The organism is Ruminococcus flavefaciens, assembly GCF_900116855.1.
Classification (GTDB): Bacteria; Bacillota; Clostridia; order Oscillospirales; family Ruminococcaceae; genus Ruminococcus; species Ruminococcus flavefaciens_R.
On record NZ_UETD01000007.1, the window covers coordinates 1 to 14,617 of the forward strand.

14 protein-coding genes are annotated in these 14,617 nt (G+C 51.6%); 12 read left to right on the forward strand and 2 right to left on the reverse strand.

Annotated features, from left to right (window positions below; translation table 11 throughout):
* From DSZ37_RS17680 to DSZ37_RS08100, 12 genes are all read left to right on the forward strand, one after another.
* Positions 1-1,110 (forward strand): SpaA isopeptide-forming pilin-related protein (locus tag DSZ37_RS17680; protein ID WP_207655908.1); only part of this gene is annotated, 1,110 nt, incomplete at its 5' end.
* 162 nt (positions 1,111-1,272) lie between these two features.
* On the forward strand, positions 1,273-1,827 hold the full coding sequence (locus DSZ37_RS08050; protein ID WP_109726404.1) for an RNA polymerase sigma factor: 555 nt from the start codon (positions 1,273-1,275) through the stop codon (positions 1,825-1,827).
* Entirely contained in the window at positions 1,820-2,725 is a 906-nt protein-coding gene (locus DSZ37_RS08055; RefSeq protein ID WP_109726405.1) for a hypothetical protein, read from the forward strand. Before DSZ37_RS08050 ends, DSZ37_RS08055 begins: the two co-directional genes overlap by 8 nt.
* A 355-nt stretch (positions 2,726-3,080) precedes the next feature.
* Positions 3,081-4,013 (forward strand): magnesium transporter CorA family protein, encoded by a 933-nt coding sequence (locus DSZ37_RS08060; RefSeq protein ID WP_109726595.1) that lies wholly within the window; start codon positions 3,081-3,083, stop codon positions 4,011-4,013.
* 186 nt (positions 4,014-4,199) lie between these two features.
* Entirely contained in the window at positions 4,200-4,712 is a 513-nt protein-coding gene (locus DSZ37_RS08065; RefSeq protein ID WP_109726406.1) for a helix-turn-helix domain-containing protein, read from the forward strand.
* 445 nt (positions 4,713-5,157) lie between these two features.
* Positions 5,158-6,615: an L-aspartate oxidase gene (locus tag DSZ37_RS08070; RefSeq protein WP_109726407.1), complete on the forward strand. Its 1,458-nt coding sequence runs from the start codon at positions 5,158-5,160 to the stop codon at positions 6,613-6,615.
* A gap of 117 nt (positions 6,616-6,732) precedes the next feature.
* Complete coding sequence (locus tag DSZ37_RS17685) at positions 6,733-8,073, forward strand: D-alanyl-D-alanine carboxypeptidase family protein (protein ID WP_181380280.1); 1,341 nt, start codon at positions 6,733-6,735, stop codon at positions 8,071-8,073.
* Between the two features lie 191 nt (positions 8,074-8,264).
* Positions 8,265-9,104 carry a carboxylating nicotinate-nucleotide diphosphorylase gene (nadC, locus tag DSZ37_RS08080; RefSeq protein ID WP_109726408.1) on the forward strand — a complete coding sequence of 280 codons (840 nt, stop codon included), beginning with the start codon at positions 8,265-8,267 and terminating at the stop codon, positions 9,102-9,104.
* A 41-nt stretch (positions 9,105-9,145) separates the two neighbouring features.
* Positions 9,146-9,928 carry an HAD family hydrolase gene (locus DSZ37_RS08085; RefSeq protein WP_109726409.1) on the forward strand — a complete coding sequence of 261 codons (783 nt, stop codon included), beginning with the start codon at positions 9,146-9,148 and terminating at the stop codon, positions 9,926-9,928.
* 17 nt (positions 9,929-9,945) lie between these two features.
* Positions 9,946-10,356 (forward strand): HIT family protein, encoded by a 411-nt coding sequence (locus tag DSZ37_RS08090; RefSeq protein ID WP_278298517.1) that lies wholly within the window; start codon positions 9,946-9,948, stop codon positions 10,354-10,356.
* Between the two features lie 159 nt (positions 10,357-10,515).
* Complete coding sequence (locus DSZ37_RS08095) at positions 10,516-11,958, forward strand: spore germination protein (RefSeq protein WP_109726411.1); 1,443 nt, start codon at positions 10,516-10,518, stop codon at positions 11,956-11,958.
* Complete coding sequence (locus tag DSZ37_RS08100) at positions 11,951-12,940, forward strand: hypothetical protein (RefSeq protein WP_109726412.1); 990 nt, start codon at positions 11,951-11,953, stop codon at positions 12,938-12,940. The genes DSZ37_RS08095 and DSZ37_RS08100 overlap by 8 nt, the downstream gene beginning before the upstream one ends.
* Positions 12,941-12,945: 5 nt before the next feature.
* Here DSZ37_RS08100 and DSZ37_RS08105 read toward each other — a convergent pair whose 3' ends face one another.
* Both DSZ37_RS08105 and DSZ37_RS08110 read right to left on the reverse strand, forming a co-directional pair.
* Positions 12,946-13,413: a nucleoside deaminase gene (locus DSZ37_RS08105; protein WP_109726413.1), complete on the reverse strand. Its 468-nt coding sequence runs from the start codon at positions 13,411-13,413 to the stop codon at positions 12,946-12,948.
* Positions 13,414-13,421: 8 nt separating this feature from the next.
* Positions 13,422-14,585: a CPBP family intramembrane glutamic endopeptidase gene (locus DSZ37_RS08110; protein ID WP_109726414.1), complete on the reverse strand. Its 1,164-nt coding sequence runs from the start codon at positions 14,583-14,585 to the stop codon at positions 13,422-13,424.
* Between the last annotated feature and the right edge of the window lie 32 nt (positions 14,586-14,617).

Below are 14,617 nucleotides of genomic sequence, written 5' to 3' on the forward strand. Positions count from 1 at the left end.
GATGGTACCTACACTCTCGAGGAGCTGGCAGCACCTAACGGATACGAGAAGGCAAGCTCAATAACATTCACAGTTGAAGGCGGTAAGGTCACAACTATCGATGGTAAGCCTGCAAGTGAGAACACAGTAGTAATGATCGATGAGCGTATAGTTACAACAACAACTACTACGACAACAACAACGACCACAACTACTACAACCACAAGCACGACAACTACCACGACAACATCGACCACGACCACAACAACTTCAACTACAACAACTACAACCACAACTACGACCACTACAACATCGACAACCACAACTACATCGACCACAACAACAACGACCACGACCACAACTCTGGCTGTTGTAAAGATCGATAAGCAGGATGTTTACGGTGCAGAGGTTCCCGGCGCTCAGCTGACTCTCACAGGCGTAGACAAGGACGGCAGAGACATCGAATTTGAAGAGGGCAGAATTGTCATCGGCGATGGTGCATCTGTTGAAAAGGGTTCAGGAAATTCACTCATCTGGATCTCCGGCGACTCTGCTACAACTGTAACTCTTGAGGACGGTAAGTACGTTCTTGAGGAGATCGCAGCTCCTACAGGATATGCAGTTGCTACAAGCATCACATTCACTGTAGCTGACGGCAAGCTGGTTACTATCGACAACGTAAGAACAGACAGCGACACAGTAGTAATGATCGATGAGAGGATCGTGACCACCACAACAGTAGATCAGATGGGTCAGGAGATAACAACTTCTACCACAAGAGTTACTGAGGGTGGCGGTGAAGTTGATAGAACAACAACTTCTACAACTTCAACAACAACTACCACAACAACTACTACAACGACCACTACTACAACTACAACAACTACCACAACAACTACTGCAACAACCACAACCACAGCGGAGGAGACAAGCACGACCACCACAACAACAGGCGGTGCATCGAGCACATCGACCTCTACAACAAAGGCTAAGACCTCTACAACTACCAAGAAGGTAACAACGAATTCTCCTAAGACGGGCGTCAAGGGCATAAGCGCAGCATTTGCGGTATTCACACTTGCAGCAGCAGCAGCCTTCGCAGCTCGTTCAAGAAAGCGTGACGACCAGTAAGGTAACTCGAAAGAGGATCAGGTCATAAGTCTATCAGAGCTGTCGGACATAGAGTCCGGCAGCTCTTTTTTTGAGAATATTTTTGTGCAGGTGAAATATTCCCGAAGATATATCAAATATATAGGTAAGAGGAACTCTTACCTCTGGAAAGGAGGCTCAGCCATGGATGACGCTTCGATAACAGAGCTTTTTCGCAAAAGGGACGAAAGGGCGATAGCGGAACTTAAAAAGAAATACGACAAGCTATGCTTTTATATCGCAGGGAATATCCTTTCCTGCCGCGAGGACATAGAGGAGTGCGTGAATTCCGCCTATTACGAGCTGTGGAACAAGATACCGCCCGATGAACCGCGTGACATAAGGACCTATCTCTGCCGCACGGTGAAGAACAAGGCGCTTGACAGGTACAAGTACAACTCCGCAGAAAAGCGCAGCAGCAATTTTGCTGTATCACTGGATGAGCTTTCCGAGTGCATACCCGACTTCAGAGAGGGAGGCGGCGAGGAGAAAGCTCTTGCGGAGGCGATAAGCCGATTTCTGAGGACTCAGGACGAGCTTCGCAGAAAGGTTTTCGTAAGGCGCTACTGGTACGGCGACAGCCTTGCAAAAATAGCGGAGTACTACGGCATAAAGGAACGCACCGCCGCCACCTATCTTTTCAGAACGCGGAAAAAGCTGAAGGAATTTTTGAAGAAGGAGGGCTATCAATATGAATAAGCAGAAGTTTTTCAAGGTCATCGACCTTATCGACGAGGATATAGTCAGAGAAGCCGAGATAAAAGCGGAAGCTCTGACGGACGCCGAAAACGAAAAAGCCATGACGGTCTCGGGCGTTGAAAAGTATCGGAAGATAACATGGCAGAGGACCGCAGCCATTGCCTCGGCGGTGCTGCTCATTGCAGGCGTCGGCACAGGCGGAGCCCTTATGCTGAAGAACCGTCCGCCCCTGCTTGATGAGGTGAGCAATGTGGCTGTCACGGAGACTACCGAGGACATGGGCACAAAGGCAAAGGGCAGCGGTGAGACCGCGGAGGTGACTTCCGATGGCAGGACTGCTGAAACAGAAACAGATACAAAAGAAAGCAAAAATACAACTGCTGCGGAGAAAGATAAACAGCCCATGACCGATGCTCCCCGAGAGGAAAGCACGGAAGCTCCCCGGGAGGAGAACAGCGGTGAGCCGCAGGAGGAGAATAACGAGCCCGAGGGCAGGGAAAATGTGACCACCACAGCCAAGCCCATACAGCCGAATAAGGCTACCACCTCCAAGGCACAGACTACCCAGAAGCCCACAACGGTCACTACAAAGGCGCCTGTTGTAGATGAACCTACTGAGCCTGTTACCGAGCGCCCGACTCCCGAACACGACCCCGGATATATACCCTACCTCACATGGTACCCCGAGGACGGAGCATGGATCATGAGCACTCTTAGCGGACTTTCGTATACGCCCTGGGAATATGACTTCCATGTTGACGGACGTCCTCCCGAGGGCTATATCAAAGGAAGTGACGGAAATTCATATGAGCTGTACTTCACGTTGAAAGCAGTAAACAGAAACGGAAGGGAGCGTGCTCCTATGCCTGATGAAATATACAATTACTTCAAAGGCTGAGCAGATATATACGAAAACAATAAGCCCTCTGTCCTTCGGGACTGAGGGCTTTCCTTTGTATGCAGGTAAAAAACAGAGGGCAGAAATTCTTTTTCAAAAAATACTTGTAATCACCGTGGAAATTTGCTATAATAAAGATATATTGTGATTAGGAGGTGCAATAATGAACCCTGACCCTTATGGGAACGCGGATAATATCCCACGCTTCGGCGGGCAGCTTTGATGCGGCGATCAGATCCTGAAAGCTATCAGAGGTCAAGACCTGATCGGCACATCAAGGCATCATCTCCCACCTGCTGAAGTGAATTTCGGCGAAAGGAGAGAGCTGTCCGTGCTTGCGGACAGCGGTGAAAATATGATAAACTTTTACGGCTACATCAACGGCGTGCTGACACAGTGCGACGCTCCGTCGGTGGGCTGCTGGGTATCGGTGGTGGACCCCACTCCTCAAGAGGTAAGGGAGCTCATCGAGGACTACGGACTGGACAGCGGTTTCGTAAAGTCCGCTCTCGATGAGGAGGAGTCTTCCCGTATTGAGCGCGAGGACGATCAGACCCTCGTTATAATCGACACCCCTGTCTCAGCCATCGACGATGACAAGACCAAGAACTTCTACACACTGCCTATGGGCATAATCATCACGGACGAGTATGTGTTCACCATATCGATCCGCGAGACACAGATAATCAGCGAGGCGACCAGAGGCGGCATACGCAACCTCCGCCCCGACTTCAAGACCAGATTCGTACTTCAGCTGCTGCTGAGGATATCGGCTCTGTTCCTCACCTACCTGAAACAGATAGACAAGATATCATCGGCTGCCGAGCAGGAGCTCCACGACGCCATGAAGAACGAGCTTCTCATGCAGCTCCTTGCATTGGAGAAGTCACTGGTATATTTCTCAACGTCACTGAAAGCCAACGAAGCCACCATCGAGAAGATATTCCGCGGCAGAGTCATAAAGCTCTACGACGAGGATCAGGACCTCCTTGAGGACGTGTTCATCGAGATGAAGCAGGCTATCGAGATGGCGAGCATCTACACGGGCATCCTGTCCAGTATGATGGACGGCTTTTCATCTATCATCTCCAATAACCAGAGTATCGTTATGTGGAGACTGACCATCGTCACTATCATATTGCAGATACCCAATATCATGTTCGCGTTCTACGGTATCAATACCAATGACATCCCCTTCAATCACACATGGGTGGCACTCAGTCTGACGGCGCTGCTGACAGGCGTGACTGCATTCGCTCTGCTGAAGTGGAAGAAAAAGAACAAGTGAACTGCCGCAGAAGCGGTGTCATACGAAGCCTTGTGCCATAGAGTTTCTGATAGAGCTGTCAGATACACTATGGCACTTTGTAATGTCAGAACCGCGTAAAACAGCGCCGTTGCGGCAATGTTAATATGCGTTGCTTGCCTTAGCGGCGGTATCGGTGTATGATAAATGCGAAAGGAGGTTTTCGCAATGCTGAACGAAAACATAAAAAATCTTAGAAAACAAAAAGGCCTTTCGCAGGAGGAGTTTGCCATAAAGCTCAACGTGGTTCGCCAGACCGTATCCAAATGGGAGAGGGGACTCTCAGTTCCCGACTCGGATATGCTGCTATCCATTTCGGAGGTGCTTCAAACTCCCGTCAGCGTTCTACTGGGTGAGACAGTGCAGGAAAAGGAAGCGGAGGACCTGAAAGCCATAGCCGAAAAGCTGGAGGTGATAAACCTACAGCTTGCACGGAAAAATGACGCAGGCAGAAAGCGGCTGCGGTGGTTTTTCATTCTGGTATGTATTTTTATAGTAGTGGGATTTATCATAGCCGCTGCGGCAGGAAGCCCATATCAGGACTGGGACTACAATGATCCCGAGCTTGCCGCTGCGGGGACAATACTCCACGGCATGGAATTTGTATTTGTCAGAGTCGCACCCTTTGTCCTCATAGGCTCAATAGTCGGTATAGTTCTTACCTGCAAGCGAAAAAGATAAACAGTATTAAACGCCCCGATGTGCAGTGAAAGGCACTTCGGGGCGAAGCTTTTTTGCGGTCAGGCTTTCCCGACAGCGGCTTTTTCTCCGCGCGTCTTGCTATTTAAAAATTGTATGATATAAGCGGGGAGCCCCCGCAGGTTTTTTCGCGGTCAGGCTTTCCCGACAGCAGCTTTTTCTCCGCGCATCCTGCTATTTAAAAAAGAGTATGATATAAGCGGAGAGCCCCCGCTGCCTTTTTCGCGGACAAGCTTTCCCGACAGCAGCTTTTTCTCCGCGTATCCTGCTATTTAAAAAATTGTATGATATAAGCGGGGAGCCCCCGCTGCCTTTTTCGCGGACAAGCTTTCCCGACAGCAGCTTTTTCTCCGCGTATCTTGCTATTTAAAAAATTGTATGATATAATATAGGTGTAAAGATCTTTTTGTAAAGGACGGTCCTTATCATGTCGAAAAATTATGATGTTATTATAGCAGGCTGCGGAGCCGCAGGACTCTATGCAGCTATCAATCTTCCCAAGGAGCTCAATATACTCATCATCTGCAAGAGAGACCTGCCGCTGTGCAATTCTTCCCTTGCTCAGGGCGGTATCGCAGGAGTGTACAACTCTCCCACGGACAATATCCAGTACCACCAGAACGACACCCTCATAGCAGGAAGCTTCAAGAACAACGTTGAGGCTGTCCACACTCTTGTCAGCGAGGCTGCACAGGATATCGAGCATATAATCGAGCTGGGAGTTGACTTTGACAAGAACCCCGACGGCACATACCACCGCACACTTGAGGGCGGTCACAGCCACCACCGTATCTTCCACCACGCAGACGCTACGGGCAAGGAGATAACCTCCACACTTCTGGAGAACGTACAGCAGCTCAGCAACGTCACTATCATGGAGAACACCATGATGTGCAGCGTCAAGCAGACAAAGACAGGCTACTCCGCGCTGCTCAAGCTGGCTGATGACTCCTATGAGACCTGCAACTGCCACTTCATGATAATGGCAACAGGCGGTATCGGACGTGTATACCAGTTCACCACAAACTCCGCCATAGCAACAGGCGACGGCATAACCTTTGCCTACGAAATGGGCGCAAAGATAAAGAACCTGAGCTATGTCCAGTTCCACCCCACAGCCTTCAACAACCGCGCTACAAGAGAGTGCTTCCTCATTTCAGAGGCAGTGCGCGGCGAGGGAGCTTACCTGCTGAACTGCCACAAGGAGCGCTTCATGCACAACTATGATGAGCGTCTGGAGCTTGCTCCCAGAGATGTAGTTTCCCACGCCATAATCCTTGAGTCACGCAAGCAGAACTCCACGGACTTCTACCTTGATATCAGCTACAAGGACAGCGAGTTCCTGAAGAAGCGCTTCCCCATGATTTATCAGAACCTGCTTGAGCAGGGCTACGATATGACCAAGGAGCCCGTGCCCATATTCCCCTGTCAGCACTATCTCATGGGCGGTATCGACGTTGACAACAACTCCGAGACCAGCCTGCCCAATCTCTATGCCTGCGGCGAGTGCTCACACACGGGAGTTCACGGCAGCAACCGTCTCGCCAGCAATTCACTGCTGGAGGCTCTTGTGTTCTCACGCCACGCTGCAAACAGCATAGCATCAAGACTGGCAGACGCTCCAAAGGACTTTGAGGAGGCGGAATTCGATCCCCATATCGGAGCTCCCCGCATACCAAAGGGAGTAAGAACAGAGACAAGAAAGATACTCCAGAACTGCTATTTCGTCATTCCCGACAAAAAGGCAGCTGCGGCAGGCTTCAAGAGAGTAAAGGAGATAAGAGAGGACCTGCTCAGCGGCGGATATTTCGTTGACGCCGACTTCGTTCTGGCAAAGTCCATCGTTACGGTGGCATATATAATCCTCGGAGAGGTAATGCAGTAAGGAGCTGCATACTATATATCAAAACACAAGACAGAAGAAAAGTTCACCGCAGAAAAGGTGTCGGTGAGGTTCGGGGGGACGCGCCGACGCTCATACATATGCAAAGGGGGGATATGTATGAAAAAAGCGAAAAAACTCATGGCTGTAACACTTGCGGCAGCTGCCGCTTCGGCACAGCTCACCTGCATGGGCGCAAAGGCTGTTCCCATGCTCATCAGAGGCGACCTCAACAGAGACGACAGAGTAAACATCAGCGACATAGTCATAATGAAGAACTACCTGCTGGGACGCTACGGTCTCAACGAGACACAGTACATCGCATCGGACATCAATGAGGACGGCGAAACAGACTCCCTTGACCTGACAGCCCTTCAGGAAATGATAATAAGCAGCATCAACAGGCTGCCATCGGGCACATGGATCGGAGACTGCATGGGCGGCAAGAGATACTTCAGCTTCGGCGACGGCGTCGGAACTGTTATTGACCCGTCGGCAGGCATCACCGATGACTTCGACATCACATCCGATGAGGACATAGCTGTTTTCTCAATGAAAAAGTCGGGTGCGGAGCTCTCTGCCTTCATCACATGGCTGGACGACGAGTCCTTCGTGCTGAAATGGGACAGCGGCGAGACTGAGACATTCAGGTATTTCTGCGAATATCCCATAAGCTCATCGGAGCTTCTCACGGGACACTGGGTGACCTCTCAGGGACGTACCTTTGACATAAACGGTCTCAGCGGAAAGCTCACCGACAGGAGTGGATATGTCAGCCGTTTCGAGTATGCTCCCTCGGGAGAGAATGTGGTGTTCCACTTCGGCAGCACCGAGGACAATACCGAGGGCAGGCTTGTTCATACAGACTCCATGCACTTTGCAGTGACATGGGCAGACGGCACAAGCGAGACCTTTACCCGTCAGGAGATAGAGGTCCGCGGCGGCATAACCTACGTCAACGGAATACTCATTGCCAACAAGACCTACGGACTGCCCTCCGACTACAACCCGGGGAAGATTCTCCCCGACGCCCAGAGCGCATTCAACTCAATGCAGGCAGACGCCAAGAAGGCAGGACTGTCCCTGTGGATATGCTCGGGCTTCCGCTCATACACCTATCAGAACACACTTTACAACAACTATGCAGCCCGTGACGGCAAGGCAATGGCGGACACCTATTCCGCAAGAGCAGGTCACTCCGAGCACCAGACAGGACTGGCAATGGATATAAACAACGCCAGCGACTCCTTCAACAACACCAAGGAGGCAAAGTGGATAGCGGAGAACTGCTATAAATACGGCTTTATCCTGAGATATCCGCAGGGCAAGCAGGACATAACGGGATACAAGTATGAGTCCTGGCATGTCCGCTACCTTGGCAAGGAGCTTGCAAAGGAGGTCCATGATTCGGGACTTACCCTTGAGGAGTTCCTGTGCATAGACTCGAAGTATAAATTATAATTTTGCGGAGCAAAATTATGATTTGAGTGAATAGTTATTAGTGGTTAGTGTTTAGTTTTGGTGTCGCCTTCGGCGACGTTATTTAAATAATGTGAGCGCAGCGAACACATTAACTAATCACTAACCACTATGCACTAATCACTATTAGCGCTTGCGCTAAATTATGATTTAAAACAGAAAGGAAGATTACCATGAAGCTTTTACAATGCTATGTTGACAATATAATCACCACCGCACTTATGGAGGACATAAACTACATTGACGCCGCTGCGGATAATCTCATCCCTGCGGACCACAGGAGCTCCGCTTATTACGTTGCAAAGGATACGGGAGTTGTCTGCGGTATCGAGGTGGCAAAGCGCGTATTCGACCTTGCAGGCGGCGACGTTGACTTTAAGATACTTCTTCAGGACGGCACAAAAGTTAAAAAAGGCGACATAATCGCAGAGCTTGAGGGAAGCACTCTCACTCTCCTCAAGGGCGAGAGAACAGCACTGAACCTTTTGCAGCATATGTCGGGTATCGCAACTGCCACAAACAAGTGCGTTGAGCTGGTAAAGGGCACAAAGGCAGCCGTTACCGATACGAGAAAGACTCTCCCGGGACTCCGCGCATTGCAGAAGTATGCGGTAACTGTGGGCGGCGGAAAGAACCACCGCTTCAATCTCTCCGACGCAGCAATGCTCAAGGACAACCACATCGACGCTTACGGCGGAATAACTGCGGCTGTGAACGCGCTCCGCGAGAAGATAGGACATACCGTCAAGATCGAGGTTGAAGTTCGCACACTTGACGAGCTCCGCGAGGCACTTGCAACAGGCGTAGAGATAATCATGCTTGACAATATGAGCTGTGACGAGATGAAGGAGGCTGTTGCAATTGCAGGCGGAAAGGCACTGCTGGAGGCTTCGGGAAATGTGACCTCCGAGAACATCCGCTCTGTTGCCGAAACAGGCGTTGACATCATCTCTCTGGGAGCTCTTACCCACTCGGTCAAGTGCTTCGACATATCCATGAAGATAAAGAAATAAACCTTAGGGCGCACATGGCATTCTGACTATGTGCGCCATTTATGAAAGCAGGTTACACCATGATAAAAATGATACTCACCGACCTCGACCACACATTGCTGAAAACAGACGGGACAATATCCGAAAGAACACTTGAAACGCTGAAAAAGTGCAGAGAAAAGGGCTGTATCCTTGTCATAGCCACGGCGAGATACTGGATAGGTGCAGAGCGCTATATAGAGCTGCTCACCCCAGATTACGAGATAACCACCGACGGCACTCTCATACACTCGGGGGACGAATGTATTTACAGCTGCTGTTTTACGGCTGAGGATACCAACGGCATCGTAAAAGCGCTCCTTGAAGCAGCTCCCGATACCGAGATCACAGTGGCACAGGGTAAGACGGTATACTGGAACAGCAGGCATATCGCGGAGTCGGAAAAGCTGCACAAGGCGGTCTATTGTGAGTACGACAAGCCCTTAAAGGAGGGCGGCAACAAGATAGTTGCGGAACTTGCATCTGAGGATATAGCGCGGAGCATAGCGGAGAGCTTCGGCTGCAAGTTACAGTGCTACCGCGGTGAGAACTGGTACGGATTTCTTCCGAAGGGCGCAGGCAAGACCGCAGCCATAAGGGCTCTTGCGGAGAAGTGCGGCATTGCGCTCCATGAGATCGCTGCATTCGGTGATGACAGGAATGATATGGAAATGCTGGAGATGTGCGGTACGGGAGTTGCAGTGTCCAACGCAGTAGGCGAGGTGCTGGATATTGCCGATGAGGTAACAGGCTCAAACGATGAGGACGGAGTAGCCGTGTGGCTTGAGGGCGAGCTGCTCGGCTGAAACTAAAACAAGAGAGGATAACTATGAACGACTGTATTTTCTGCAAGCTTATAAGCGGTGAATTTCAGCCCATGAAGGTTTACGAAGACGAGCATACACTTGTATTCATGGACACAGCAAAGGACGTTGACGGACATATCCTTGCAGTCCCGAAAAAGCACTGCATGAATATTCTGGACTGTGACGAAGAAACGCTGACAAGCCTTATGAGAATTGTGAAAAAGGTGTCGGAGCACCTTGTGGAGAAATGCGACTATGAGGGAGTGAACCTGCTCAATGCAAGCGGCGGGAGCGCAGGTCAGTCCGTGCCACATTTCCATATCCATATCATTCCGAGAAAAAGCGGCGACGGAATTGACGCATGGCCGCGCTTTGATGGAGCAAAAGAGAAAACAGAAGAAGTTTTCAAAAGGCTAACCATGCTTTAAAAGCTGCCTGCATTGTGGAACAACATTCACAGTGCAGGCGTTTTTTATTGTGTAACGGGCGATGTTTACATCGCCCCGTTTTTTGCGGGACGTAGAGGACTCCGTCCTCTACAGGTATAATTTCGCAGTTTCAGCAGATAATACCGCTGAGGTGAGATAATGGAGAAAAAACAACTGCTGCCCTCACTTGACCGCAGTATCGACGAGATTCGCCGCATTTCGGGGAACTCCTCTGACGTACTCATAAACCGCTTTGTCACGGGGGGGATACACTGCGCGCTGCTGTGCTGTGAGGGTATGGTGTCCACATCTGTCATCACGGAGCTGATATTCGAGCCCATAACGGATATACCGCAGCAAAAGGACTCCCACGGGCTGTTTCACTATATAAACGAGAAGCTGCTACTCTCCACCGACCGTCCGCAGGTGGAGGACTACCCCACACTTTTCCGACTGGTGAATTCGGGCTTTGCGGTGCTTATTGCCGAGGGCATGACCACGGGACTTGCATTCGGCGTTCAGGGCTACAACACAAGGGGAGTGCAGGAGCCGTCGGGCGAGGGCAACATCATGGGTGCCCACGAGGGCTTCACCGAGACCATACGCACCAATATGTCCCAGATACGCAGGAGGATGAAAACTCCCGAGCTTGTCATGGAACTGTTCGTCAAGGGCGAAAAGAGCAGCACCGACCTGTGTCTGTGCTACATGAAGGACAGGGTCCCCAAGGCGCTGACGGAGAAGATACGCCGCTCCCTTGAGGGGATAGAGCTGGAAGCCATACTCACCACGGGCTATATCCGTCCCTTTGTGGAGAACGGCAGCTTCGAGCTGTTCAGCTCTACAGGCACTACCGAGCGCCCCGATGTGCTGTGCTCCAAGCTGATAGAGGGCAGGGCAGCCATACTGGTGGACGGCGTTCCCTACGCCATCATCATACCGCGGCTGTTCTGTGAGAGCTTCCAGACCCTTGACGATTATGCGTATAAGCCCTACTACGCCACATTCATACGCTGGCTGAAGTACGCCGCCTTCCTGACGGCAGTGCTGCTGCCTGCTTTTTATGCAGCCATAGTCATGTATCACCCCGAGCTGCTGAACAGCACCCTTTTCATGCTCCTTGTGGAGGCTGAGAAGAAAGCGCCCCTATCAATAGTAACGGAGTCGCTTTTTGCGCTGCTGATGTATGAAATGATACGGGAGGCAGGGGTGCGGCTGCCCAAGCCCACGGGGGGAGCTGTCAGCATAATCAGCGGACTGATCATCGGCGACGCGGCAGTGAACTCGGGACTGGTGAGCACGCCGCTTCTTACTATGACGGCGCTGGCGGTACTGGGGGGACTGGTAGTTCCCGAGCTGGAGCCCCAGATAACGGTGCTGCGTCTTGCCTTTCTCATTGCAGGGGGAGCGCTGGGACTTTTCGGCATAAGCCTCCTTGCCTGCGCGGTGCTGGTGAACATCTGCGCCACCGAGGACTACGGCTTTCCATACACAGCGCCCATATCGCCGTTCAAGGGCAGGGGCATGGGGGACACGGCTGTCCGCAGCGGCATAAAGAAGCTCCAGAGCCGTGGCTTCACCGTGGAGGAATATCATGAATAGTCTGACGAAGAACCAGCTCTGTGCCCTGCTGCTCATTACGGATATGTTCGGGCTGTGCTGCATGAGGGGGAGCATTTCCACAGCGACTTTATGGGGAGTTCTCGGCGGTACGGCGATACAGTTCCTCATAGCTCTTGCATTTGCGGTACAAGGCAGGGGACTTTCAAGGGCGGCGGAGTTGTTCTTCCTTTTGTACGCTGTATTCTGCGGAGGGACGGTGTTCTCGGAGCTCTGGCAGAGCAGCGCCGTCATCTATATCCCCTACGAGAGCAGCCGCGGCGTCTGGGGACGGCTTATGACCGCAGGACTTGTGGCGGCGGTCTGCCTTTATATCTCCTCAACGGGTATGAAGTCCGCAGGCAGGGCAGCTGTTATAGCGGCGGCGGTGGGGATATCCTGCCTTGCCATCGACCTTGCCAGCGCAGCAGTAAACGCTGACTGGCAGAACCTGTGGCGTCCCGAGAGAAGAAGCACTTTCGCGGAGCTCATAAGGGGCTTTGCGGTAAGCGGAGGGCTTGGCAGCTTTGCGGTATTTCTCGGGGAGGTGCGCGGCGACAGAGTCAGGACAACGGTCCGTTATTTTGCGGCAAAGGCGGCGATATCCGCGGCTGTGCTGCTGACCGCACTTGCGGTGGCAGGGGGCATAATGCCCGTGACGGACTTCCCCGTCATAACTGCGGCACAGCTGTCGCAGCCCTTCGAGGCGCAGCGCATAGACTCGCTGTTTCTGGTGGTATTCTCGGTGTTTGCCGTATTCTCGGCAGCGCTTCAGGTGATGACCGGAGCTTTTTTGCTCAGTCGCGTTTTTCCCTCATTCAGGCGGTGGAAAAGCACTGCCGTCATACTATGCACAGTGGGAGCAGCCTGCCTGATATGGGGACGGGAGCTTCTTCTTCTACGCGGAGCGGGAGCAGCCGTGGCACTGATTTTTGCAGCGTTTACGGGCAAAAAAATATCCGCTGTCCAGACAGCGGATAGGTAATATTCTTACTGAGCGTTGCCGCTCTTTTTTATGCGGAGCTGTCGGAAGAACTCCGACAATATCCCTGCGCACTCCTCCTCCATGACTCCTCCCGTTACCTCGGGACGGTAGTTGTAGGGGAGAGCGAACATCTTCTGCACCGACACGGCAGAGCCGCTTTTAAGGTCGTATGCGCCGAAGATAACGTCGTCGATACGGGCGTTGATTATGGCACCGCAGCACATGGGACAGGGCTCAAGGGTGACATAAATGGCACATTCGGGGAGCCTCCAGCCGCCGAGTCTGCGGCAGGCGCTGTCGATAGCCATGAGCTCTGCATGGGCAAGAGCGTTTTTTGCTCCCTCGCGCATATTCCTGCCCTCGCCGACTATTTCGCCCGTGGTCTTTTTCACCACCACGGCTCCCACGGGGACTTCCCCCTCGTCGAAGGCTTCGCGGGCAAGCTCCAGCGCGCGCTTCATATATTTTTCCATTGTATCACCTAAAGAACTATCTTGATAAGGGCTGCAAGAAGGCATATGCACACCGCCGCAGGAACAGGGAAGCTCTTGAATGCGATGAGCAGTCTCTCGGGCATAGTCACCTCTGAGGTGTATTTCGCGATGCGGTGGAGCTTTTTCTTCTTGTTGAACAGATACAGCGCTATCATTCCCACGGCACCTATGATGAAGAATACCAGAATGAAGGTATTACGCTTCAGAAAGACCTTATCGGGAGAGGCAGCTTCAAGGAGCACCAGTGCAAGGCGGTACATCTTGAATATCATCTGTACGAAAATAGCCGTGAATATAGAGCCGCTCCTGAGCATTCCAACAGAGGCGACTGCCGATATCATAAGTGCGGCAGGCAGCTCGCGGAGGTCCTGAGTGAGGAGGGCGGACATCACAGAAGTGATGATAACGGCGAAAACGTCGCCGAACTGTCTGAGAGCGCCGAAGATGGCACCGCGGAAGAACAGCTCCGACAAAACGGATATGATAACGATATCGAAGATGGTATACACCACGAACTGTTCCTGATCCCAGACGGAAATATCCGCGTTTATATTGCGGAAATAATCGAACACCTGACGGGTGCGGTTGGTGTAGATATTGGGGAGACTGAACACGGCGCTGACTGCCATAGCCATACAGATAGCGCCAAGCAGGTCTGAGGCGTGGTTCAGCGAGGTCATGAACTCAAGACGCCGCGGCATCCTGAGTTTAAAGTGGATATAGGTGGCAGGAAGGAGTATCCTTACTATGCCTATAACGATCAGGGAAGTGATTATCTGGTTGCTGCCGCCATAGGGGACGGGGCTGAAAAATGAGGTGTGGATATCAAATCCGAGAGCGTCGAATACCGAAATAATAAGCTTGCTGAGGATATTGTCGGTGAATATCCATATGAGCATAGCGATACCGGCGATGTTCATTATCCTGCTGATAATGCTCTGCTCGGTAGCGGAAGCAGACTTTGTCTCGAAGCCCTTGCCCTCGACGAAGACGCTTTCCTTTCTGTTGAGCTTGAAGTTGAAGGCGTATGGATTCTCTTTATTCTTACGCCACGCTCTGAATTTTGCATTGTAGTTGTCATTCTGGGTAGAGTAGTCGAACTGATCCACCACATTGATTATAGTTTCAGCTGAGGTGTCAGTGAGATCCATGTGCTCACCTCCTACAATTTCTCAATATAATA

Bases quoted from the DNA above. Each gene is read 5' to 3' on its own strand.
- DSZ37_RS08050 (WP_109726404.1), top strand. From the start codon at position 1,273: ATGGATGACGCTTCGATAACAGAGCTTTTTCGCAAAAGGGACGAAAGG.
- DSZ37_RS08055 (WP_109726405.1), top strand. From the start codon at position 1,820: ATGAATAAGCAGAAGTTTTTCAAGGTCATCGACCTTATCGACGAGGAT.
- DSZ37_RS08060 (WP_109726595.1), top strand. From the start codon at position 3,081: ATGATAAACTTTTACGGCTACATCAACGGCGTGCTGACACAGTGCGAC.
- DSZ37_RS08065 (WP_109726406.1), top strand. From the start codon at position 4,200: ATGCTGAACGAAAACATAAAAAATCTTAGAAAACAAAAAGGCCTTTCG.
- DSZ37_RS08070 (WP_109726407.1), top strand. From the start codon at position 5,158: ATGTCGAAAAATTATGATGTTATTATAGCAGGCTGCGGAGCCGCAGGA.
- DSZ37_RS17685 (WP_181380280.1), top strand. From the start codon at position 6,733: ATGAAAAAAGCGAAAAAACTCATGGCTGTAACACTTGCGGCAGCTGCC.
- nadC (WP_109726408.1), top strand. From the start codon at position 8,265: ATGAAGCTTTTACAATGCTATGTTGACAATATAATCACCACCGCACTT.
- DSZ37_RS08085 (WP_109726409.1), top strand. From the start codon at position 9,146: ATGAAAGCAGGTTACACCATGATAAAAATGATACTCACCGACCTCGAC.
- DSZ37_RS08095 (WP_109726411.1), top strand. From the start codon at position 10,516: ATGGAGAAAAAACAACTGCTGCCCTCACTTGACCGCAGTATCGACGAG.
- DSZ37_RS08100 (WP_109726412.1), top strand. From the start codon at position 11,951: ATGAATAGTCTGACGAAGAACCAGCTCTGTGCCCTGCTGCTCATTACG.
- DSZ37_RS08105 (WP_109726413.1), bottom strand. From the start codon at position 13,413: ATGGAAAAATATATGAAGCGCGCGCTGGAGCTTGCCCGCGAAGCCTTC.
- DSZ37_RS08110 (WP_109726414.1), bottom strand. From the start codon at position 14,585: ATGGATCTCACTGACACCTCAGCTGAAACTATAATCAATGTGGTGGAT.